The organism is Pseudoalteromonas sp. SANK 73390 (assembly GCF_054966645.1).
Genome location: NZ_ARPN01000055.1, coordinates 87,135 through 110,035 on the forward strand (window position 1 = coordinate 87,135; position 22,901 = coordinate 110,035).

The following is a 22,901-nucleotide window of genomic DNA, read 5'->3' on the forward strand; positions in this document are numbered from 1 at the left end:
TTGTAGAAAAAACAATCTCACGCTAGTCAAGGCTAGCTAGAGTTGCTATAATCCGCGGCCTGCCACGTTGCGTTCTATTGCCCTCGTCGGCTTAGCCACTGACTTGAGCGGCAAAAAAGTCTTAAACTCGAAGGGGTTAAAGCACTCATATAGTAAGCGGTAATCGTGTTGATTACTTGTGGTTTTAAATTGAAAACATTGGATTTTTTAGATGAAAACGTTTGTTGCTAAACCAGAAACTGTAAAACGTGACTGGTACGTAGTTGACGCTGAAGGTAAAACTTTAGGTCGCATCGCTACTGAAATCGCTTCTCGCCTTCGCGGTAAGCATAAAGCTGAGTATACTCCTCATGTAGATACTGGTGATTATATCATCGTTATCAACGCTGAAAAAGTTACTGTAACTGGTAACAAAGCAAAGGATAAAATATACTACGCGCACACTGGCTTCCCGGGCGGTCTTAAGTCTGTGAACTTCGAGAAACTTCAAGCTAAAAAGCCTGAGATGATCATCGAAAAAGCGGTTAAAGGCATGTTACCTCGCGGTCCTCTAGGCCGTGAAATGTACCGTAAGCTTAAAGTTTACGCTGGTAACGAGCACAACCACGCGGCACAACAGCCGCAGGTTCTAGACATTTAAGGAGCACACTCATGGCAAATCAATACTACGGTACAGGTCGTCGTAAAAGTTCAAGTGCTCGCGTATTCTTACGCCCAGGCACTGGCAGCATCGTAATTAATCAGCGTTCTATCGAAGAGTACTTCGGTCGTGAAACTTCTCGTATGGTTGTTCGTCAGCCTCTAGAGCTAGTTGAAATGACAGAGAAGTTTGACCTTTACATCACTGTTGAAGGTGGTGGTATGACTGGTCAAGCTGGCGCAATCCGCCACGGTATCACTCGTGCACTAATGGAATTTGACGAATCACTTCGTCCAAACCTTCGTAAAGCTGGCTTTGTTACTCGTGACGCTCGTAAAGTTGAACGTAAGAAAGTTGGTCTTAAGAAAGCACGTAAGAAGACACAGTTCTCAAAACGTTAATTATTTACGTTTCAGAATTCAAAAACCCAGCTTTATGCTGGGTTTTTTGTTTTCTACTTTAGTATCTACCAATTGCAGGCTTTAAAAACTCGACAGGAAAAACCGATTTTTTGCTTGAATAATGAACCATTTTGCTAATGCTTGGTTTTCAAAATAAAAAAAGTGCAATATTTACGGTATTTAGTGCAAATCTGTCGATAACTCAGCGTATTTTTTTGCTACAATTGCATGGCAAGTAAAGTGAGCGAGTTTCAAACCCTTATTTGATGGTTATATAGCCTCAGTTGAGGTTGATCTTGGTCAGTATATTGTTTTTTTGATTGGCGTATCATATTTCATCGGCCTCATGCTCAAAGTAACCTAGCTAACTTATGTTCGGGTTTATTAGGGCATGGGACTGTAATAACCTTGTTTTAATCAAGGGATTTATTTATGATCGCGTCTATTTTGTAGTTTCTTAAAATTAACCTGCTGTAACTGATGTTCTCAATATAGCAAGTGTTGAGAATCATAGTGGAGATAAGTGGATGAGCAATGCGCCTGTAGACAATGGCCGACGTCGCTTTTTAACCATAGCTACCTCTGTTGTTGGTGGTGTTGGTGCGGCTGGGGCTGCTGTTCCTTTTATTGCGTCTTGGAGTCCAAGTGAGCGAGCTAAATCTGCAGGTGCGCCTGTAGAAGTAGATATCAGTAAACTTGAACCAGGACAATTAATTCGTGTTGAGTGGCGAGGCAAGCCTGTGTGGGTTGTTTTTCGTACGCCAAAAATGCTTGAACAAATGAAGGTTCATGAAGGTCAACTTCGAGACCCTGCATCTGATGAGCCTCAACAACTAGATTCAGCTAAAAACCCATATCGTTCTAAGCGCCCAGAAATATTTGTGGCGGTTGGTATTTGTACTCACCTTGGCTGTTCACCTAGCTTTTTACAGGGTGGGTTTGGTGAAAAGGTTGAAGGTACAGAGGATGGTTTCTTCTGCCCGTGTCACGGTTCTAAGTTTGACATGGCTGGTCGAGTATTCCAGTCTGTTCCGGCACCGTTGAACCTTGAAGTGCCACCGTATACCTTTATTGATGACACCACAATCATTATTGGTGAAGAAGAAGGGGTTGCGTAATGTTTGGTAATATTATCAACTGGATCGATGAACGTATTCCAATGACTCGCGTCTGGAATATGCACATTGCTCAATATCCGGCACCAAAAAACTTTAATTTTTGGTACTTATTCGGCTCTCTAGCCATTCTTGTTTTAGTAAACCAGATTTTAACCGGTATATGGTTAACTATGAACTATGTACCATCAGCAGAGGGAGCATTTGCTTCTGTTGAATATATCATGCGTGATGTTGAGTATGGTTGGTTACTTCGATATCTGCACTCAACAGGTGCTTCAGCGTTCTTTATTGTTGTTTACCTGCACATGTTCCGTGGTATGATCTACGGTTCTTATCAAAAACCGCGTGAGCTACTGTGGTTATTTGGTATGCTTATTTTCCTTGCCCTCATGGCTGAAGCTTTCATGGGTTACTTATTACCTTGGGGACAAATGTCTTTTTGGGGTGCGCAGGTAATTATTTCACTGTTTGGGGCAATTCCTGTTATTGGTGATGATTTGACGCTTTGGATCCGTGGTGACTATGTTATCTCTGGTGCAACGTTAAACCGCTTCTTTGCATTACACGTTATTGCATTGCCACTGGTGTTAGTTATTTTAGTTTTCCTACATATTGTAGCACTGCATGAAGTGGGCTCAAACAACCCTGATGGTGTTGAAATTAAACGCAAAAAAGGCAGTGTCGCGGAAGAAGATAAACCTAAGTTTAAGTTTCATGAATACTACACTGATAAAAAAGATATTGTCGATGCAATACCATTTCACCCTTATTACACAGTAAAAGATATTTTGGGTGTAGCAGGATTTTTAATTCTGTTTTGTTGGGTTGTATTTTTTATGCCTGAAATGAATGGTTTCTTCTTAGAAGCACCAAACTTTGAAGCGGCAAACCCACTTAAAACACCAGAGCATATTTTCCCTGTTTGGTATTTTACGCCATTCTATGCAATATTACGTGCTATCCCTGATAAGCTCATTGGTGTTATTGCAATGGGTGCGTCAATTGTTGTACTTGCGTTATTACCTTGGATTGACCGTGGCAAAGTTAAGTCGATTCGCTATCGTTGTGGCTTTCATAAGTTAAACATAGCTCAGTTTGTGGTAACGTTCGTTATTCTTGGTTGGATTGGTGCAACTCCACAGACAGACTTTAAAACTCTGCTATCGCAAATTACTACAGTGACATACTTCATGTTCTTCGTATTGCTTTTTGTATACTCGAAGAATGAAACGACCAAACCATTGCCAACGAGGTTGACGAAATGATGAAAAAGCTAGTTATCGGTTTATTCGCATTGTTGCCAACGTTTGCAATGGCAGCGGGTCCATCAGTGCCTTTGATGGACGCTGGCAATGATTTAACAGACAAAGCGTCATTACAACGTGGTGCAAAGTTGTTTATGAATTATTGCCTTGGTTGTCACCAAATGCAATATCAGCGTTACGAGCGCACATTTAGAGATATTGGTATTCCTACAGATATTGGTGAAGAACAACTTATTTTTGATGGTTCAAAAGTGGGTGGCCATATCTTGAATGCAATGGAAGAAGATGATGCAGCTAAGTGGTTTGGTGCAGCTCCACCAGATTTAACGCTGGTTGCTCGTGTGCGTGGTGCTGACTGGATTTATACATACCTGAAATCTTTTTATAAAGACGACTCTCGTCCGTTTGGCGTAAACAATACTGTTTTCCCATTGGTAGGGATGCCGCACGTGTTACAAGAGTTACAAGGTTTACCAATGCCAATTACTGAAGAAGTAGAAGAGCATGGTAAGGCTGTAACTAAAGTCGTGGGCACCAAGACTGATGGTTCGGGTGAAATGAGTACAGACGAGTACGATCAAGCTGTGCGAGATGTTACTAACTTCTTGGCATATGTCGGTGAGCCTTCTCGTCTTCAGTCGGAAGCACTCGGTATTAAAGTGCTAGGGTTTTTAGTTATTCTATTTATCCTGGCGTTTTTCTTGAAGAAAGAATACTGGAGAGACGTTCACTAAGTTGAACATTTCTAAGGTAATTTTGTAATAGGGGCTTTTGCCCCTATTGCTGTTTAAAGTGATTTATTACTTTTTGTAATTATTAATGGAGGTAGGCATGGCCGTTGCTGCCAATAAGCGCCCTGTAATGACTCTTTTCTCTGGTGCAAACTGCATGTATAGCCATCAAGTACGTATTGTATTGGCTGAGAAAGGGGTAAGTGTTGATATTCACCTAGCAGAAAAGGATAATCTGCCAGAGGCTCTACATGAGATAAACCCTTATGGTACTGTTCCTACTTTGATCGACCGTGAATTAGGTTTATACCAAGCGGATATCATCATGGAGTACCTTGACGAGCGTTTCCCACATCCACCTTTAATGCCTGTCTACCCTGTAATGCGTGGCCGTAGCCGTTTAATGATGCATCGCATTGAAACTGATTGGTACAGCCTAGCAGCTAAAATTGCTGAAGGTGGTGCAGAAGAAGCGCAAGCGCGTAAAGAATTAACTGAAGCATTACTTGCTGTTGCAGCTATTTTTACTGAAGCACCTTACTTTATGAGTGAGGAGTTTAGCTTAGTGGATTGTTATTTAGCACCATTGCTTTGGCGTTTACCACAATTAGGCATTGAGCTTAATGGTACAGGCGCAAAAGAGCTTAAAGACTATATGCTGCGTTTATTTGAACGTGACTCATTCCAAGCCTCATTAACAGAAGCAGAACGTGAGATCAGAGCATAATGACACCTAATCGCCCATATTTACTGAGAGCCTTTTTTGATTGGATAGTTGACAATGAGTGTACACCTCATCTCGTTGTGAACGCTGAATATCCAGCTGTTCAAGTGCCTACGCAGTTTGTACAAGATGGGCAGATTGTGTTGAATATCAGCCCTTCAGCTGTGACTCAATTTGCTATAGACAATCACCAATTGAGCTTTAATGCACGCTTTGGTGGTCAACCTATGCAGGTGTATGTGCCTATCGCTGCAGTACTGGCAATCTATGCACGTGAAAATGGTGAAGGTACTGTATTCACGCAAGAAGAGTTTTCTGAAGAGCAAGTGGAAGAAACGCCAGAGCCGCCAGTTACAGCAGAATCAGAAAAAAGCGAGCCAGAGAAGAAAAAAGGATCACATTTAAGAGTGATCAAATAACCTTTTACTTATTGCTTATCTTGATTAGTAAAAACCTGCTTTAAGCAGGTTTTTTTATGTCGAATTTTGAGTATATTATAAATATTCAAATGCTTTAACTACACGAGTCACACCGTTAACATGCCTCGCTATATCTACGGCTCTATTAGCTTCAGCTTGGCTTACTAATCCCATCAAGAATACTTCACCATTTTCCGTAACTACTTTGATGTTGTTGCCACTTACATCATCGGCTGCCAATAGCTTGGTTTTTACTTTAGAAGTAAGCCAAACATCATGGGTTTGCGTTGCAACACCAATGTTACTGATGATGCGCAGCTGATTATGTATTTGGCGAATTGCAGGAATGTTTTTTAATGCATTTTGCGCTTGTTGCTTCATTTCAACATTGGCAACTTGGCCAACCATTAATGCAATGCCATTAACACTAATTAGGCTGATATTTGCATGATCAGCTAAGCGCTCGATATTGCGAATTGCTATCATTCCTTTGATTTCGATATTGTTATCATCAAGCTGAGAGCCAATTGTTCGGCGGTCGTCAGCAGCTGAGATTGCACCAGCAGTGCCTGCAACAACCGCTGCTGCACAGCCTTGTAGTAGCAATGCACCTAGAAGTACCGCAACAGGTCTAATTAGCATTATTGCTCTCCTTGGGGAAATAAGACGTCATCAATTAATTGGCTTAGGCAATGAGTAATGAATAAATGCGATTCAACGATACGGCTTGGGCGCTTACTTGGCACTCGTATCTCTACATCATTAGGTCCTAATAGGCCAGTTAGCTCGCCACCATCATCGCCAACAAGTGCTAATACTTTCATGTCTTTAGTCAATGCAGCTTCTGTGGCACTTACGATGTCTTTTTCATTGCCATTTACAGCAATAACTAATAGCAAATCACCTTGTTGCGCGAATGCTCTTACTTGCCGTGCAAAACGGTCAGTATCATCTACAGTTGCTTGGTTACCTAGTTGTACTGAGGCCTGAGTCAGTGCGATAGCGGGCAAACAAGGGCGTTCAGTTTCATAAAAGTTAACTAATAACCCTGCCATATGCTCAGCTAGCATATGGCAGCTATTTACACCACAACATAGTAATTTATTACCATTTATTAAACCTTGCACAATCGTCAAAGCGGCTGACTCCAGCGCATCGGGCAGCACTTCACCTGCAGCAATTTGTGCTTGAATACTTTCTGTAAAAATACTCTTAATAGATTCTTGCATACTAAAAAACGTTTTTAATCCATTGTATATTAGGAGGGTTTTGGCCCTCAATTGCGACAAAGTCTACGCGCAATGGTGTATTATGCAACTGTTGTGCGCTCAAGTAGTGATAAATACTACGTCTAAGTCTTTGTTGTTTGGTATGACTTAGGGCTGATATTGCACCACCAAAATGCTTCGATTGTCGATATTTTACTTCAACAAAGACCCAGATATTGTCATCTTGCATAATTAAATCAATTTCTCCAAATGGGCAATAGTAATTGTTTTGTATAAAAACAAGCCCTTGATTGATTAAATAAGCTTTAGCTAGCTGTTCGTAGTGATTACCTTTATCTTTGCTACTTTTGAATAGTCCTTTAAACATGGGCGTCCTGCCTAATTAAGTGTTTGTACGTCTTCCATCTGAGTTTGGCGCATAAATAGCGGCGCCGGAGGTGTTTCATCGAGTCTGACTATACGGATTTTGTTCTTTCGATATTGAGCCCAACTTAACCTGCGCGTTAGGGTATTATCACGTTTTATACTGAGTTGACCTGTTAAGCCACTAAACTCTTTACCTGGGATATGTGCCAGTTGCTTGATATGTGGTATCAATCTAATTGAGTCGTATGCCATAGCAAATAGGCGTTGTTCAATGTCTGCTTGCTCAGGCCATAACTCAAGATATTGTTTTCTTAGCCCATTTTGTTGTACCGCATCAGGCAGCATCCATGGTTGCTCTGTAAAGTATAGGCCTTCTAAGTCGCCTTTATCAGTGCTATCAATTCTACGGCTATAACTTCTTGAAGTAGCATATAAAGGTATACGTTCAGCAAAGGTGCTTACATTAACGTCCAAATAGGGTTTTAGTAATCGAGTTTCTGTCGCATCACCTAAAATATAAACCACATCAATATCGCCTCGAGAGCGAGTTTCACTTTGAACCTCTTCTCTAAACAAAGACTTTATTGATTTAATTCGTTGTTTTGACTCATCCACTTCTAGTAAATCAGCTACGACCTTGGCCATATTTTTACTATCAGTGTAAAGCCCAACCTCAGGTTTGGCTTCGCTGAACCTCTCCCATTGCTGTTGAAAATGGTTAATCAGACGGTGACCTGAGCTATTGTCAGGGGCAAGCAGCATAGGTTTTTGGTACTCTTTGGATAAAAAGTGTACTAATGCTTGCTCAACTTCATGTTCTGGGTTGAGTGCAAAGTAATAATGCTGTGCCATATGGGTTAGTTGGCTGGGGGTATTTAGATAAATAGTGGGTAACGCAGTAACAATATTGCTACTTGCAAGCTTATCAATATTACTTTTTAACAGAGGGCCGATAACAAAGTCGACTTGGTTCAGAGCTAAAGCTTGCTCAATTTCTTCAATACTTTGTGTTTCATCAATAAAAAATACCTCTGTGATATTTTGCTTATCGAGCGCGGCCAAAAAGCCATTTTTGAGCGCTCGGCCAAAGCGTTCGCTATTGCCTGATTGTGGCAATAAAATAGCGAGTCGTTGTGCGTTATATGGCACTAAGCTAACGGCAGTTGATACTTCCTCTGGCAATAAGTAACTGGCTGGGTGGTTGACAAAACGGCGCTGCCAGTTATTAAGTGCTTGATGTAGTTGCACACCCGTTCCAAGATAAACGAGTTGATACTTCGCAAGTTTAATCCAGCCTTGCTGAATAACAGAGCCTGAGTTGAGTTTTTCTAACGCGAAAGATGAAAGTTGTTGTAAAGCCTGCCATAGCTCATCATTAAGCCCAGAAATAGTAAGGCTATTTTGTGCGCTTAGGTTTGCAGCATTAAAAAAATAGTGCAAAGCTTGATTAGGTAACCCTTCAGATGCATAAATGCTACCAATTAAATATTGGTGCCATGCTTGGTGCTCTGGTAACGAGAGTTGTTGTTCAAGATTTCTTAAAATTGCTAACGCGGCACTTGAGCGACCTTGCTGTTTGCGAGCAAGGGCAATATATAGCCTATTTTGTACGTGATCGACACTCATTTTACTTTCAAGTGCGAGACTTACTTGCTCTAATACGCGCCATTGCTGATTGCTAATGGCAGCATCTCGCGCTAAATACAGTAGCTGAATTCTGTTTACACCCTGCTTAGTCTTGGCTTTTTCAAATAAGGCTAGTGCATTAGACGTGTCTAATGCATCCTTTGTTTGCTGATTTTTTGGCTTGGCACTCTCTGTAGGTACTTTTTCAGTTGTACTACAGGCTGATAACCCCGACAATATAGCGATTACAAGACTAATTATTTTCAGTCGCACAACAACGCCCTAATTGATTTATTTTCTAAGGGCTATCTTACTGACTGAACTGGGAGAGCTCAATGATAAAAGCACAGAACACAGATAAAATAGGTACCCTTTATGTGGTAGCCACGCCAATTGGCAATCTTGCCGACATCAGCGAGCGCGCACTGGCTACTTTATCGAGTGTTGACTTAATTGCGGCTGAAGATACTCGCCATACAGGAAAGTTGTTGAGTCACTTTAATATTAAAGCAAAGACGTTCGCTTTACATGATCACAATGAAAAGCAAAAAGCCCAGCAAGTAATTGATTGGTTAAATGAAGGTTTGGATATCGCTTTGGTCTCAGACGCTGGTACACCACTTATTAGCGACCCGGGTTATGCGGTTGTTAACCTGTGCCGAGAGCAAGGGGCTCATGTTACCCCTGTGCCAGGTGCGTGTGCTGCCATCACCGCACTGAGCTGTTCGGGTTTGCCAACCGACCGTTTTCAATTTATAGGCTTTACGCCAGCAAAAAGCCACGCGAGACAACAGTTTTTTATCGAGGCCTTTGAAAGCGGCATTACCAGCATTATGTATGAGAGCACGCACCGCATTATGGCAAGCCTTAATGACCTGCAAGCTGCGCTTGGTGCTCAGCAGCAAGTCGTTTTTGCAAAAGAGCTTACAAAAACCTATGAAACGTTTTTTAGTGGTAGTGTTGAGCAACTTATTGAGTTTTTAACACAAGATCCGCAAAAGCAGCGCGGTGAGTTAGTACTTATGCTGCAGGGTAAGGCTAAACAGCAACAAGAGATCCCCGCAGAAGCAAAACGTATGCTGGCGTTGTTAGAATCAGAAATGCCACTTAAAAAAGCCTGCGGCGTGGTGGCCGAATACTTCGATTTGAAGAAAAATGCACTGTATAAGGCGGCAATTGCTGAAAAAGACGCGTAAAAAGCGTGAGCTTTGTGCTTACTTACCGTATAATCCGCGCCGAGTCAGCTGGATAATCGCTGCCTGTGACGAAAATGATCAGGGGGAGGAAAGTCCGGGCTCCATAGGGCAGGGTGCCAGCTAACGGCTGGGGGGCGAAAGCCCACGACAAGTGCAGCAGAGAGAAGACCGCCAACTTTCGAGTTGGTAAGGGTGAAAGGGTGCGGTAAGAGCGCACCGGACCACTGGTAACAGTTGGTTGCAAGGTAAACTCCACCTGGAGCAAGACCAAATAGGGTTCCTTAAGGTGTGGCCCACATCGGAACCGGGTAGGTTGCTTGAGCCTAGGAGTGATCCTAGGCCTAGACGAATGATTATCGCTCGCAAGAGTACAGAACCCGGCTTATAGGCTGTCTCATTAATTTTAGTAACCGCTTGATTTGCTTATGTAGATCAAGCGGTACACTAAAATTATTCTTTATCAAATTGCAAATCCATGTACCCATTGAAATAAGGCTTTCAATTTCAAAACGCTAAACTCAACTATGATATTTTTCAAAAAAATACTGACATATTAATGTTAATAACTTTACTTATTTGGTGGTATTGTTTCAAACAGTTTTGTCTACTTCCCCGTGAATTACATATCCACTTAAAGTAAGCTTTTTATCGGCATACCATACGATAAAGTCACTTTGACTTTTCTTTTTTATACAGCCCTAAGAGTTGGGTCATAAAAAAGACAAAATACATACTGAAGTCTTCATTTATGTGACTACCAAAAGTGTTGAAGATGTTCTCAAAGGCTTATACGGCGTCCTGGTTTAATTATGATTATTTTCATTTTTTGTTTATAGCATATGGTCGGCAGCAAGAATATGTAATATACGATTTTATGAGGCGCTATTATGAGTATATAAATAGGCGGAAAATAACGAGTGATTGAGTTATGATTACTTTATTATTAATAGATTATAGTAATATCAGTTATTTTAACTATCAGTAGTGTTAGGTCACCTTTAAGGTGGCACAGTAGGGGCTGTCAGGTTTGAGCTATGACATATTTTGATGCTAACAAGCAGCTTTGTCATAGCTTAGTGACGGTGACCCTTAACTGTGTTCTGCAAGCCTTTTGCATTTACTTTCGTGCTAAATTGGAGTCACCGTTACTTACCTCTACGATCTATTCTTTTGAGTTTTAAATATCTTGCTCATATCGTTTAACTGTTTTGCCATATTCTCTTTTAAAGCACTGGCTAAAGTAGGTCACGGAGGTGAACCCTACAGTCTCTGATAGTTGCTGAACTTGATAACCTTTTCCAAGTAAAGTTAGTGCTTTTTGTAATCGATATATCCGTAAATATTCAGAAAAATTATTGTCAAGTAGTGCTGAAAGTTTTCTGTTTAATTGCCGCTCGCTTACTGCCATCAAACTAGCTGCAAGGCTACGGTTAAAATCTACGCTTTGGTAATTCTGCTCGACTATTTGCTTAAATTTATTCATAAATTGTTTATCTCTTGGGTTGATGTAAGCAAGATCTTCGCTAACAGGTAGAGATATGTTAATTAAGGTTTTAGATAATTTTTGTTTTATTGTGTCACGTATTGCCAGTAAACGTTTTAGCCTGATATTTAACTCTTGGTAGTGGAAGGGTTTAGCAATGTAATCATCCACGTTTCTTTTCCACCCTTTAATTCGACTTTCAACATCACCTTTGGCTGTGAGCAAGATAATAGGAATATGACAGGTGAGTTCATTGTCCCTAAGCTGCTCAACGGTTGTATAGCCGTCTATATCAGGCATCATGACATCACATATAATTAAATCAGGTATTATTTTTTCAGCCAAGCTTAATCCTTGTTGTCCACCTCCAGCTAATACACAATTAAATTCACTACAAAGTAAGCTATCAAGGTAAGCTAGCATATCTTTGTTATCATCAATAATTAATACAATCTTACGCTCGCTATTGATTTTTGTATCGGCATCATTTTTTTGTTCACAAGCAAAGTTGAACTGTTTAGAACTAACATCTAATGAGTATGGTGCTTTAAAGGTAGAAGTATTGTGTGAGATATTGACAATATTACTATATGGAAATTTTAAGGTAAAAGTTGACCCTTCACCTGTTTGGCTTTCAATTGAAATAGTACCACCATTTGCTTGTACTAACTCTTTTACTACAGCTAAACCTATACCGGTTCCGACTTCATATTCAGTTTGGTTATTACTGGCTCTAATAAAAGGCTCGAAAATAGCAGCTTGATCTTGCTGATCAATACCTATACCTGTATCAGCAATGATTATATGTAAATGAGCGTTATCAATTAGAGTATCAATTTTAATCTTACCGTCTGAAGGTGTATATTTAGTCGCATTTGAAACTAAATTAATCAAGATTTTTTCGAAAGAGTCATGAATAAGCTCAATTTCTACATCAAGTGAGGGTCTAAAAATGAGTGTTTGTGATTTCTCTTCTAGCACGGGATTAAAAGAGGCAATGATAGAATATATAGTTTGGTTGATTTGGTAGTTATGCTTCATCGCAGCTAATGGGGAATCAATTTTTGCAAGTTCAAGTAGTTGCTCTACCATAGATAGTAACCGTTGTGCGCTGTGTTTGATGAGCGAAAGTTGCGACAAAGTCTGTGGGTCTTTATCTGTGTCTAGTAGTTTGTCTACAGGGCCAAGGATCAAGGTTAATGGTGTTCTAAATTCATGAGATACATTGGCAAATAGTTGCTTTTTTGTATTGAGTAGCGACTCGATAGTGGCATTACGCTCTTCAAGTTCGGCAGTGCGCGAGCGTATACCTGCTTCTAAGTCTTGAGTTCTGGCTTTTAAAACTCGGACACGCAGATGAACAAAGCAAAAAATTGCAGCTAAGACTAACAGTGCATAAACAGTATAAGCTTGCCATGTTTTCCAGTAAGGAGGGGTGATTGTGATTGATAAAGGTTTACTCATATTAATAATTTCGCCCTGTCTGTTTAGCGCCTTCACCTGAAAAGAGTATTGTCCCTCAGGCAGAGTTGTATAAGTTGCTACTTTGTTGGCAGAGGTTGTATAGACCCAGTCATCGTCTAACCCTGTTAATCTGTAGGCATATATCAACTCTTCACCTTTGAAGTTCAAATTTGTAAATGATAGTGAGAAAAAATAGTCCTTGTGCGACAAGGTAATATGTTTCACATCATGTATAGCTTTTTGCAACGGTGATTGGGGATCCTCGCTGATTAATGGCACTGTTTTGTTCTTTATTTTTAAGGCGGTTAGCACGGTTGGCGCCTTTGAATGCTCTGCCTGCAAAGTAATCAGATTAACTTTTACAATACGGTTAACCGCGGTATACAGAAGTTGGTTATCATGTGTCAACAGTGACGGTACCATCATAAACGCCTCAACATTTAAGCCATCTTTAGCACTCAATATTTGGGCTATATTTTGTGTTTTTGAATATCGTATAAGGCTACTTTCAGAGCTAAACCATAAATTATTATTATCATCTTCTGTGATACTCTGAAACTCTTTGTTTTTTATATGGTTTGGGAGTTTAGGAAACGATAACTTACGCGTTTTATGTGTATATTTTAAAAGGCCAACTTCAAAGATACTAAACCAAACATCATCATTGCTGTCTGTGAAATGTGAGTTAATCCTGCCAATCCCTGAAACATTATTTGTAGGGTCAATACGTGTCAGTTGTTCAGTTTTGGGAGTGTAGTTAAAAATACCATCGGGTGTCCCTAATATTAGGTTGCCATCACGCATTGGTGAGACACTGATCACATTGATATCAGCTATTTGTGGGTCAAATGTGTTAGTCGCTGGGTTAAATTTAAGGAGCTGCCCGCTTTTTTGTGGAATATGGGCTGCATAGGTACCAACCCATAATGCCCCATCTCGATCTGTGGCAACACCAAGAATAACGCCACCGAGTAAACCATTATCTGTATTAGGCTTAAAGTGAGTGTGCGTATTGTTAGTTGGGTTGTACTTGATTAAGTCATCACCTCTAAAAAAAGAAAGCCAAACATTGTCTTGACTATCGACATGTACTTTTGATATTTCATTGTGCCCTGTGAAGGACACCTTGGGTGTCATCGTCAAATCAATGTTGGTTGTTAGCAGTTGGTTATTACAGCTAAACCAATAAATATCGCCTAAACGTTGTTTCGTGCCCCTGATATAGCAGGGTTTGTCATTTGTGTTATGTAGGTGTGTAAATGACTTTGTTGAAGCGCTTTGCAGATAAATAGTATTATTAGACGCGAACCATAAAGTACCATGTTGGTCCTCAAAGGTATTGAAGATTTGTAGGTGTTCAATAATATTTTGGGCAGAAAGCATAGGCTTTATGAGTGCTGCTGAATGTGAACCTTCGGCAATTTTATATAACTTTTGCTCCCAAGTACCAACCCAAATATCCCCTTTTTTGTCAACATCTAAACTGCTGATAGACTTGTTATCTATGCCCTTTGCATCTATAAACCTGTTCGCTGTTTCATCAAAAAATTGGACGCCATTAAACGTACCGATCCAGATTTTTCCACTGTGATCTTCGGTGAGGTGGGTGATATTTGCGCTATTTATTTGACTTATAGCTTTAGTGGAGTCCAAGTAATGATGTAAGCGGTTATTACTAGAGTCCCACATATATAAACCAGACCCAAAAGTGGCTATCCAAAGCCGATTTTTTTTATCCATCAGAACTTCTTTAGTATTCAGTCCTTTTGGTAGATTTTTGTTTAGCAAAGGGTTGCTAGTGATTGAATCTGTGTTGAGATCAACTTGTGTGACACCTTTTGATGTTGCAACCCATAGTGCGCCTTGCGTGATAGAAAGTTGTGCTAAAGAGTTCGATGGTAAACGCTTCGTTTGATCTATTGTGCTTTGTGTAAATATTTTTGTGTGATGGGTCACTAAGTCAAGTTTATATAATCCGTGTTCTAGCGTTGATATCCATAGTGCATTGCCATAAACCTCGATATCAAATACGTCAGGATCATTTGCTAAGGTGTGCTTTGAAAACATGTCTCCATCATATCTAAACAGACCAGCTGCTGAGGTGAGCCAAATAAAGCCAAAGCTATCTTGCTCGATGGCTCTTATATTGCCAAGAGCAAGGTTGTTATTAGGAGATATCTTATGGACCAGAGGGGCTGATAGTTTAAAATGACTACTGAGTTCAGACGCTGCTAATTGTAAAGGATGTATAGCACAGCTTAGTAATAGTAAAATTAAATGCTTTAATTTCATAATCCTTGCCTTGTCAATTAGTCAAACTGATGTGTGGTTGAATAACTTGTACTTAGTTAAATGAAGCTTTCGCGCTTGCTGTTTGTGGGTGATGCATAAAAGTAAACGCTCTATCTTTTTGAAAATAAAGGTTATTTTTATTTAGTCCCGATATTGCAACTTATTGTCTCAATTTTTGTAATTGGTTTGCAAGAATTTATTTAACATGGGTAACAGTTCTGAAACCTGAAGTTCTTATTTGCAATAATTAGAGCAGTTCATTATTGCGATGGGATGAGGTTGATGTGTTAAGTAATAATTATGTGTTTGATCAATATAAGAGAAGTAAAGATGACAAATAAAGTGAAAGCAGTAACTAAGTATGGTGTTTTATTCGGGATAGCTTCGCAGTGTTTACTGTTGTCAGTAGGAGCCAGTGCGGGAAATGACCCCGTAAACTGTAAAAATGTCAAAGTTGCAGATCAAAACATTTACGCAGGTTATGCAACGTGTACTGCGACACATAATTATACGAGGTATGACAGTAATAGAAAGTTGCAGCGTCATTCTTATTCTGAGCTCTTGGGTCGTGATGTGCCAGAAACAACGAAAGAGTGGACCACGATAAGTGGAATGACGACGATTTCATCGAATACGTTTTTCTTAACAGAGTACACGTATCGAACGGGCATTTCATGCCGAGCAAAAGTGCCATTTTCTCATGCGGAGCCTGTTATGGAGCAACAGTGTGAATATACACCAACAGCAGGTGTTAGAGTTATTCGTGATGAGGGAACAACAGAAGCGTGGGTTAAAGCCCATGGAGTTGATAGCGATGGTCACATAGTGAAAGCAGAGCTTTGGGTGAATGGTGTTAAGCAATCCGGAGATTCATTGAGTTTATATGGTAATTCGGGTGACTCTTTTCACGTGACGGGTAAAGTAACAGACAACGATGGTCACACGGACCAGATATCTAAAACAATTACGTTGTTTGTAAACAAACCTAGAATGTGTGGTACAGAAATTTGCTAATTTAGTAGAGAGAACATCGAAAGATTGCTCTAGTGTGCATTACTTAAAGCGTAATTTTGCTTTTCAAGGTTATTAGTATAGGCCAAATGGATTGTTTTGAACGTAAGCGTCAAGTAAAGCGCACCTGCCAGTGACTCATTAAAATGTTAAGCTATTTCCTAATTTCAATTAGGAGATAGCCATGAGCAGTGGCGTAACATCATCGAACAGCAACAAGCAAGTGGTTTAACTATTACTGAGTTTTGCCACCAATATGCTTTATCAAAAACAACTTTTATGCGGCTCGAAGTAAACTTAATGGAGCAGCAGGTAACTTTGTTCACGCAAAAAGTGACTCAACAAATTGACATCATTGAGCAACAACCGCCTATGCTCCTTACCATTGGTAAAGCAAAAGTGAGCATCCCCTCTACAACGCAAGCATCTTATCAAAGCCACAAGCTAATAGATGTCGTTAGCTAGACGCTTACTATAAATCGCTCTAAATAAATTGCTTATTCAGCTAAGTGAATATTACATATTTCATCATTAATGTGTGAAGTTAACCACTGATGTATTTCTTTCACCATTATCTTACCTATCTCTCATTTACATATTTTTTCATTAATTGAAAATTAATAACTTTAACTTTTGATATGATACTTGAAATTGAAGTTACTATCTCTCAAACAATAATAATGAGAAAAGGATTATTATGCGTAAAAGAAACATTTCATTATTGGCTACTTTTTGGGTTAGTACACAGGTGTGTTTGGCCTTGGCTTCATTAGCAGTTAAGGCTGATGCGATTGATCAGTTAGTCAAAGCTAAGATGAAAGAGAGGCATATCCCTGGTCTTCAATTGGCAGTTGTCAAAAATGGCAAGCTGGTGAAGCAAGGCAATTATGGTTTTGCTGACCTACAACACGCTGTACCGGTAGTGAGTAAAACGCTATTCCCAATTAATTCGATGACTAAAGCTTTTACGGGGGTGGCTATTGTGCAGCTAGCTGAGCAAGGGTATTTAGCTATTGATGATGAAATTGGCAAGCACTTAGCCGATTTACCTAGTAGCTGGAAATCTTTGAAAATAAATCAATTGATGGGCAGCAGCTCGGGCTTACCTAATATCCTTGCATCAAACCATATGCTGGAAACTATCGTGTTAAAAGATGCACAGGCTTCGTGGAGGGAGGTGCAAAAAAAACCTTTTCAGTTTACGCCTAATTCGCGCTTTCGCTATAACCAAACTGGCTATGTAATTTTAGGCAAGATCATAGATAAGTATGTGCCAGAAGGCTTTGCTACTTATATAACTAACATGCAGCTCAATCCTTTGGGAATGAAACAAACTGCGCAAGCAGGGTTTGATTATTTAGAGTTAATGGTGCCCAATCAAGCTCGTCAGTATTTACATTTAGGTGAAAGGAAATATAAAAATTTCTATGGCGAGTTTCCGTATATGCTCAGAACCGCTGCAGGGATGAGCTCAACAGCCACAGAACTGGCAAACTATATGGTGTCTTTAGAGCAAGGAAAACTAGTTAGAAACCAAGATTTACTATGGACTCCTGTTAAGTTAAATAATGGTCGTACTGAAGGTTTTAATAACCGCGAAAATGGTTATGCCATGGGCTGGCAAGTTATTCAGCGCAAATATCACCCGGCGGTTAGTGCCAGTGGCGCTAATGCGACAACACTCATTACTTACCCTGAAGATAATGTCTCAATTGCGATACTCACCAATTTAATGGGTGCATTGCCTATTGAATTTGTCGATGATATTGCTGCACATTATATTGCGAACTTTAATGATGAAATTAAGCAAAAATCGTATCATCCGATGAATTACTTAGAAAAATTAACTGATGAACAAGGTTTTGATAATTTTCCTGCAACGTTTGCTCAGGCACAATCTGAAACTGGTGTGATGTATGACCTAGAAATACTTACTGAGTGGGGGAATCAGTTAGTAGAAAGAGGCAAGGTACAAGAAGGTATTACTGTATTTGAATTTGCGCTTACAATGAATAATGAGCAAACCTATTATCTCAGCAGCCTAGCCGAAGCATATGAAGTGACTAAAAAATATCCGCTGGCGCTAAAGTACTATGAACGTATCTTGGCAATTAGTCCCAAAAGCCAATATGCAAAAGATAAAATAACGGCGCTGAGAAAGCAGCTATAGATTTTACAGTTCGAGTAGGCTCATTATATTTATAATGAGCCTTATAGCTTAAGCATTTTCTTCAAGCGGAGTCTTCGGCGGTTGAAAAAGCCAGTATTATCTGATGAAGGTTGTTCTATAGCGAATGTATGGATTTTTTAAATGTTTGTAAAGTGAGTTGAGGTTGCTTGGCTTCTTTATGTGTTTGGGCAAGTGCTTACAAAGTATGCAAGGATGTAGGTTATCATGTCTTTGATGTGTTTTTAAAATAAAGCGGGTTTCAAGCTGTAAAGTTATATGTTTGGCGGGTAATGATAGTAAAGCAATAGCTCATAACTTAAAGTTGACTTGGCAATCGATGCCAAGTCAACGTTACAAGATTAGTTACCTTGGTTTAACTGGGTTAGTTTCTCTCCAATCGGCTTTGAGAAGTTATAACCATCATACTTATCCCAATTGATAGACCACGTCATTACACCGCCAAAGTTGGGGTAGGTTTTACTTGGTACCACACTAGAGCAACTTACACCTTTAATTAAGCAATCCAGCGCTGCGGTAATATTACCTATGGGTGCTTGACCAGAGTTTGCTGACTGTGGCCCTGAGGGTAAACCAATTGCAACTTGGTCATCGCGTAGCGGTGCAAACTGGGTGCCATTGGCAAGTTCAAATCCTTCAATAAGCATTTTGGCATGAGCAACCATCATGTTGATGGAGCCTTCAGGTGCACTTCCTGAAAGATAAGGATTGGGCAAACCACCATTGTTGTAAAGCTGCACATGCAGTAAATCTAAGGTGTCACGTAGTTCATCAATTAGAGGAATATACGCGCCCCAAATACCTGAGTAGGCAACCATACCACCATGCACATAAGGGTGCTCCGGTGCCATGGTTAAGACCATATCACCACCCATATTTTGCTCAATTTGCTTTAAGGCTCTAGGTAAGCGGGCTTGAATTTGCGAACCATGAACAAGATTTGAGCCGCTTTCCAAGTCAATGTCTAAACCATCAAAACCCCATTCATTGATAATTGCGCTTAAACTCGCAACAAAGTTGGCTTCATCACTGTCGGTGTTCAGAGTAATAGTGCCCTCAGCGCCACCTAAACTTAGTACAAATACTTTGCCTTGAGCCTGTAAATTTTGCATATCTTGTTTGAACTGTACTGGGTCTACGGCTGGGCAATTTGAATGAATGTCACTTTCAAACAAATTAAAGTGCACTGTGCCATTAGAGTTACGATCGTTATCTGCAAAGGCAATGTCGATGACATCCCATGCATCGGAGATCTGGTTAAGTGGTAATGGGCAACCAGCTGGATTAACAAAGTTATGCCAGTAACCAATCAGTTTGTGGGTTTTGCCAAGTGGTTTGTCTATGACCTTAACACTCACCCCTTCGCTGGTGGCTTCATTGCCTAGGTTGTCTTTGGCTGTTGCTATAATGGTTTTCATACCTAGGCTTGCTGGTGTATAAGGCACTGAGTAAGGTACTGTAGTATCAGTTGCAATCACTACGCCATCAACAGCAAAACTCACTTGCGTTACTTGACCAATCAAAGCTGATGCACTCGCTGCTATTTGTACTGAGTTACCTAAAGTGAGCTGCGTACCAGCGCTTGGTGCTGTAATCGAGGTGACCAGTGGTTTATCTGTGACAGAGATCGTTTGCGAGAAGCTACCTGAGTTGCCTTCATTGTCAATGGCTGTAGCTCTGAGTGACACAGTACCAACTTGCTGGGGTTGCCAGCTAACCGTGTAGGGGGCTTGCGTTAGGCTGGCTAATAAAGTTTGATCTGCGTAAATATCAACTTGGTTTATTTGGCCATCTGCATCAGTCGCATCGACGGATACATCATATTGATTGCCTTTAAGTAAGGTGCTGTTAGGTGCAGGTGAGGTAAAGGTAACCGCTGGTTTAATCGCGCAAATACCTTGCTCAGTCCAGGCTTCTTGCCAGTGTTGACCAACTCCTGGTTCATATGCCCACAATGCGCTTGAGCTACACCAAGGACCAATATCGCATTGATACTTATAATTATTATGAGAAACCATATCTCCATTGTTATAACTACCACCCGCTTGATAGGCAGGCACATTAGCGCATCCACCTGAGCTTGGTTCAGTAACATCAATTGAAACTATAGCAGTTGCACTTGCATCTTTATCGTCAGTTGCTACCACTTTAAGTTGTTGTTTGCCAACATTCGCAATCCAGTCGTACTCAAAAGGAGAGAGTGTGTCAGTTGCCAATAAAGTGCTATTAAGCCAAAAACTCACAGACTTAATTTCGCCATCTCTGTCGCGTGCATCCGCACTGATTTTTACTGTTTCGCCTGTTTTGTATTGTGCATTATTGGCAGGGGAGAGTAGCTCTACAGTGGGTGGAATATTTCCCCCCCCGTCGCGTACAGTGATATTAGCAATACCACTGGGTTTAGTTGCACCTTGATCATCAGTTGCGATGGCACTTACTTGATATTGCCCTACGACAGTTTGCCAAGTCACTTCATAAGGGCTGATTAGGTCAATACCAATAGATTGCGCATCTACAAAGAACTCTACTTGAGTCACTTGGCCGTCAGAATCATTAGCTGTTGCACTAAAAACAGCGCTGTCATTGGCGGGCAAAATAGAGCCATCGGCTGGACTTGTAAGAGAGATAACGGGATGTTGGTTGCCGCCACATTGTCCTAAACTTTTCCATACTGAATACGGAGCAGAATTATTAATTGGTGTCTCTGAGCGTGTCCACCACTGTGCTTCAAATGCCGTATTTTGCTGTTGAACTAAATCGCCTTTAGTGTAAACCGTGGCGTTAGACCAAGTTGCAAGACCTTGGCAGTCATAAGCTAGCGCTTGTAGTGGCAAGACAGACAACCCAAGCAGGGTGTGGTGCAGTAATATTCGTTTGGTAATATTCATTTTTGTTCCTTTACAATTGTATTATTTTTGCACAAGGCAAGTTTCAGCATATAACCTAGGTACATGTTAAGCAATTGTGATTTAGTTATATGTGATGACAATTTGAGTATAAAGTGTGGATATCACTGTCAGTTAATAGGGGATAGGTAAGCAATCTGTTATACTTGTGCTCTTGCTTGTTTATAAGCTGTGCATCAGCGCATTTAGCAAGTGCAGTTGGCTGAATAAAATGACAGTAGAATGTGCTTTATTCGGGCTTATGCCACTGTAGTTATCCTATCTTCTGTTGACGATAAGCCCCAACACATGAGAGTTTAAATGACATTTTCTGATTTGGGGCTATCTCCCACAATTGTTCAAAGTATCAGTGAAAAAGGTTACACCACGCCCACTCCTATTCAGGCTAAGGGTATTCCTGCTGTTTTATCCGGTAAGGATGTGATGGCGGCAGCGCAAACAGGCACCGGTAAAACGGCAGCTTTTACGTTACCTATCATTGAACAGTTGTTACACCAAGAGCGTCCACGAGCTAATCAGGCGCTTGCTTTAGTACTAGCCCCCACACGTGAATTAGCACTACAAATTGCTGAAAACGTAGAGGCTTACAGTCAAGGTACACGGTTACGTTCAGCAGTTGTGTACGGTGGCGTTAAAATTAATCCGCAAATGATACAATTACGCAAAGGGGTGGACATTTTGATCGCCACACCGGGGCGTTTGTTAGATTTATTTAGCCAAAATGCAGTGAAGTTTAACCAGCTGCGTACATTGGTGTTAGATGAAGCGGATCGTATGCTCGATATGGGCTTTATTCATGATATTAAAAAGATCATTAAAGTGCTGCCTAAAGAGCGCCAAAATTTACTGTTTTCAGCAACGTTCTCTGACCCGATTCGTGATTTAGCAAAAGGCTTAATTTTTGATCCGGTAGAGATTTCGGTTACCCCTAAAAATACGGCATCAAAAACGGTAACTCAGTTTGCATACGGCATTGAGAAAGCGCAAAAAACTAAGCTGTTGAGCCATTTAATTCGTAATAATAAATGGCAGCAGGTATTGGTATTTTGTCGTACAAAACATGGTGCAAATCGCTTAGTCACGCAGTTAGAGCGAGACAAAATCAGCTCAGCTGCGATCCATGGTAATAAGTCGCAATCTGCACGTGTAAAAGCTTTAAATGGTTTTAAAACAGGTGAGATCTCAGTATTGGTTGCAACCGATATTGTTGCGCGAGGTTTAGATATTGCTGAGCTACCTTATGTTGTGAACTATGACTTGCCAAATATATACGAAGATTATGTACACCGAATTGGCCGTACCGGTCGCGCTGGTAGTGAAGGTGTTGCGGTGTCATTTGTAACGCAGGATGATGCAGAAGATTTATATGGCATCGAACGTTTTATAGGGGCATTAATTCCTCGTGCGCAAGAATCAGGGTTTGAACCAAACAATCCTGTGCCTGAAAAGGCCTTAGATACGAGACCAGTCAAACCTAAAAAGGCTAAAAAACCAAAGCCTCAAAAAGATCATCAAGCCATTGACCATAATAAACGTCAGCAAAATCCAGCGGCCAAAAAAGCAAACCCAAATGGTGCAAATAAAGGTAAACAACAACGGGTAAAGTCGGCAATTGATAATCCGACCAACGCTAAACCTAAGCGTCGTCGCTTTAAGCCAAAGCCAACAAACACTTAATTATGTGTTAAAAGGGCATTGTGTTATTGCCTCGTTTATCTCATGCTTGAGGTATTCAATTATACCAACTTTATTAAAACATTGATTATTCTAGCGAGCTAAATGACTTATTAACCGTGTTAAAAATGACCCATGTAGAATAACTACATAGCGAAATTTTTGCTT

Annotated in this window: 17 protein-coding genes, 1 other RNA gene and 1 pseudogene; 13 read left to right on the forward strand and 6 right to left on the reverse strand. The window is 40.4% G+C overall.

All coding sequences use genetic code 11. The features are described 5' to 3' along the window. Positions 1–211 precede the first annotated feature (211 nt). The 7 genes from rplM to SANK73390_RS08085 all read left to right on the forward strand — a co-directional run bounded on the left by rplM (position 212) and on the right by SANK73390_RS08085 (position 5,298). Positions 212–640, forward strand: coding sequence for a 50S ribosomal protein L13 (gene rplM, locus SANK73390_RS08055; protein ID WP_261594553.1), 429 nt, complete (start codon positions 212–214; stop codon positions 638–640). Between the two features lie 11 nt (positions 641–651). After that, positions 652–1,041 carry a 30S ribosomal protein S9 gene (rpsI, locus tag SANK73390_RS08060; RefSeq protein WP_261594552.1) on the forward strand — a complete coding sequence of 130 codons (390 nt, stop codon included), beginning with the start codon at positions 652–654 and terminating at the stop codon, positions 1,039–1,041. Between the two features lie 527 nt (positions 1,042–1,568). Beyond that, a complete protein-coding gene (petA, locus tag SANK73390_RS08065) occupies positions 1,569–2,159 on the forward strand; it encodes a ubiquinol-cytochrome c reductase iron-sulfur subunit (protein WP_261626814.1) in 591 nt (196 codons plus the stop codon). Next, positions 2,159–3,424, forward strand: coding sequence for a cytochrome b (locus SANK73390_RS08070; RefSeq protein WP_261594550.1), 1,266 nt, complete (start codon positions 2,159–2,161; stop codon positions 3,422–3,424). The genes petA and SANK73390_RS08070 overlap by 1 nt, the downstream gene beginning before the upstream one ends. Next, positions 3,421–4,158 carry a cytochrome c1 gene (locus tag SANK73390_RS08075; RefSeq protein WP_462765266.1) on the forward strand — a complete coding sequence of 246 codons (738 nt, stop codon included), beginning with the start codon at positions 3,421–3,423 and terminating at the stop codon, positions 4,156–4,158. Before SANK73390_RS08070 ends, SANK73390_RS08075 begins: the two co-directional genes overlap by 4 nt. A 97-nt stretch (positions 4,159–4,255) precedes the next feature. Next, positions 4,256–4,882, forward strand: coding sequence for a stringent starvation protein SspA (gene sspA / locus SANK73390_RS08080; protein WP_462765268.1), 627 nt, complete (start codon positions 4,256–4,258; stop codon positions 4,880–4,882). Then, a complete protein-coding gene (locus tag SANK73390_RS08085; protein ID WP_462765270.1) occupies positions 4,882–5,298 on the forward strand; it encodes a ClpXP protease specificity-enhancing factor in 417 nt (138 codons plus the stop codon). The genes sspA and SANK73390_RS08085 overlap by 1 nt, the downstream gene beginning before the upstream one ends. Positions 5,299–5,373: 75 nt before the next feature. Here SANK73390_RS08085 and SANK73390_RS08090 read toward each other — a convergent pair whose 3' ends face one another. Genes SANK73390_RS08090 through SANK73390_RS08105 form a run of 4 tightly spaced genes read right to left on the reverse strand, consistent with a single transcriptional unit; the run spans position 5,374 to position 8,792 of the window. Then, a complete protein-coding gene (locus SANK73390_RS08090) occupies positions 5,374–5,940 on the reverse strand; it encodes a BON domain-containing protein (protein ID WP_462765272.1) in 567 nt (188 codons plus the stop codon). Then, positions 5,940–6,527, reverse strand: a complete 588-nt coding sequence (locus SANK73390_RS08095; RefSeq protein WP_462765274.1) for an SIS domain-containing protein — start codon at positions 6,525–6,527, stop codon at positions 5,940–5,942. Before SANK73390_RS08095 ends, SANK73390_RS08090 begins: the two co-directional genes overlap by 1 nt. A gap of 1 nt (position 6,528) precedes the next feature. Continuing rightward, positions 6,529–6,894, reverse strand: coding sequence for a YraN family protein (locus SANK73390_RS08100; RefSeq protein WP_462765276.1), 366 nt, complete (start codon positions 6,892–6,894; stop codon positions 6,529–6,531). A gap of 11 nt (positions 6,895–6,905) precedes the next feature. Next, positions 6,906–8,792, reverse strand: a complete 1,887-nt coding sequence (locus SANK73390_RS08105) for a penicillin-binding protein activator (RefSeq protein WP_462765278.1) — start codon at positions 8,790–8,792, stop codon at positions 6,906–6,908. A gap of 62 nt (positions 8,793–8,854) precedes the next feature. Here SANK73390_RS08105 and rsmI point away from each other — a divergent pair, with 62 nt between their 5' ends. Together rsmI and rnpB are read left to right on the forward strand one after the other, a co-directional pair. Further along, positions 8,855–9,715 carry a 16S rRNA (cytidine(1402)-2'-O)-methyltransferase gene (gene rsmI, locus SANK73390_RS08110; RefSeq protein ID WP_462765279.1) on the forward strand — a complete coding sequence of 287 codons (861 nt, stop codon included), beginning with the start codon at positions 8,855–8,857 and terminating at the stop codon, positions 9,713–9,715. 40 nt (positions 9,716–9,755) lie between these two features. Further along, an RNA gene (rnpB, locus tag SANK73390_RS08115) (RNase P RNA component class A) lies at positions 9,756–10,116 on the forward strand. A gap of 776 nt (positions 10,117–10,892) precedes the next feature. Here the strand turns inward: rnpB and SANK73390_RS08120 are convergent. Then, entirely contained in the window at positions 10,893–14,954 is a 4,062-nt protein-coding gene (locus SANK73390_RS08120; RefSeq protein ID WP_462765282.1) for a hybrid sensor histidine kinase/response regulator transcription factor, read from the reverse strand. Positions 14,955–15,284: 330 nt separating this feature from the next. On the opposite strand from SANK73390_RS08120, the gene SANK73390_RS08125 reads away from it, so the two are divergent. The 3 genes and pseudogenes from SANK73390_RS08125 (at position 15,285) to SANK73390_RS08135 (ending at position 18,135) form a co-directional block, all read left to right on the forward strand. Next, complete coding sequence (locus SANK73390_RS08125; protein WP_462765284.1) at positions 15,285–15,968, forward strand: hypothetical protein; 684 nt, start codon at positions 15,285–15,287, stop codon at positions 15,966–15,968. Between the two features lie 189 nt (positions 15,969–16,157). Then, a pseudogene (gene tnpA / locus SANK73390_RS08130) lies at positions 16,158–16,430 on the forward strand (IS66 family insertion sequence element accessory protein TnpA); the annotation flags it as partial. A 232-nt stretch (positions 16,431–16,662) separates the two neighbouring features. Continuing rightward, a complete protein-coding gene (locus SANK73390_RS08135; RefSeq protein ID WP_462765286.1) occupies positions 16,663–18,135 on the forward strand; it encodes a serine hydrolase in 1,473 nt (490 codons plus the stop codon). A 359-nt stretch (positions 18,136–18,494) separates the two neighbouring features. Here the strand turns inward: SANK73390_RS08135 and SANK73390_RS08140 are convergent, their stop codons facing one another. Beyond that, on the reverse strand, positions 18,495–21,041 hold the full coding sequence (locus SANK73390_RS08140; RefSeq protein ID WP_462765288.1) for an Ig-like domain-containing protein: 2,547 nt from the start codon (positions 21,039–21,041) through the stop codon (positions 18,495–18,497). A 318-nt stretch (positions 21,042–21,359) separates the two neighbouring features. On the opposite strand from SANK73390_RS08140, the gene SANK73390_RS08145 reads away from it, so the two are divergent. Beyond that, positions 21,360–22,736: a DEAD/DEAH box helicase gene (locus tag SANK73390_RS08145; protein ID WP_462765290.1), complete on the forward strand. Its 1,377-nt coding sequence runs from the start codon at positions 21,360–21,362 to the stop codon at positions 22,734–22,736. The last annotated feature ends 165 nt before the right edge of the window (positions 22,737–22,901 follow it).

Excerpts from the sequence above, each read along its gene's own strand:
- rplM (WP_261594553.1), top strand. The coding sequence starts at position 212 with ATGAAAACGTTTGTTGCTAAACCAGAAACTGTAAAACGTGACTGGTAC.
- rpsI (WP_261594552.1), top strand. The coding sequence starts at position 652 with ATGGCAAATCAATACTACGGTACAGGTCGTCGTAAAAGTTCAAGTGCT.
- petA (WP_261626814.1), top strand. The coding sequence starts at position 1,569 with ATGAGCAATGCGCCTGTAGACAATGGCCGACGTCGCTTTTTAACCATA.
- SANK73390_RS08070 (WP_261594550.1), top strand. The coding sequence starts at position 2,159 with ATGTTTGGTAATATTATCAACTGGATCGATGAACGTATTCCAATGACT.
- SANK73390_RS08075 (WP_462765266.1), top strand. The coding sequence starts at position 3,421 with ATGATGAAAAAGCTAGTTATCGGTTTATTCGCATTGTTGCCAACGTTT.
- sspA (WP_462765268.1), top strand. The coding sequence starts at position 4,256 with ATGGCCGTTGCTGCCAATAAGCGCCCTGTAATGACTCTTTTCTCTGGT.
- SANK73390_RS08085 (WP_462765270.1), top strand. The coding sequence starts at position 4,882 with ATGACACCTAATCGCCCATATTTACTGAGAGCCTTTTTTGATTGGATA.
- SANK73390_RS08090 (WP_462765272.1), bottom strand. The coding sequence starts at position 5,940 with ATGCTAATTAGACCTGTTGCGGTACTTCTAGGTGCATTGCTACTACAA.
- SANK73390_RS08095 (WP_462765274.1), bottom strand. The coding sequence starts at position 6,527 with ATGCAAGAATCTATTAAGAGTATTTTTACAGAAAGTATTCAAGCACAA.
- SANK73390_RS08100 (WP_462765276.1), bottom strand. The coding sequence starts at position 6,894 with ATGTTTAAAGGACTATTCAAAAGTAGCAAAGATAAAGGTAATCACTAC.
- rsmI (WP_462765279.1), top strand. The coding sequence starts at position 8,855 with ATGATAAAAGCACAGAACACAGATAAAATAGGTACCCTTTATGTGGTA.
- SANK73390_RS08120 (WP_462765282.1), bottom strand. The coding sequence starts at position 14,954 with ATGAAATTAAAGCATTTAATTTTACTATTACTAAGCTGTGCTATACAT.
- SANK73390_RS08125 (WP_462765284.1), top strand. The coding sequence starts at position 15,285 with ATGACAAATAAAGTGAAAGCAGTAACTAAGTATGGTGTTTTATTCGGG.
- SANK73390_RS08135 (WP_462765286.1), top strand. The coding sequence starts at position 16,663 with ATGCGTAAAAGAAACATTTCATTATTGGCTACTTTTTGGGTTAGTACA.
- SANK73390_RS08140 (WP_462765288.1), bottom strand. The coding sequence starts at position 21,041 with ATGAATATTACCAAACGAATATTACTGCACCACACCCTGCTTGGGTTG.
- SANK73390_RS08145 (WP_462765290.1), top strand. The coding sequence starts at position 21,360 with ATGACATTTTCTGATTTGGGGCTATCTCCCACAATTGTTCAAAGTATC.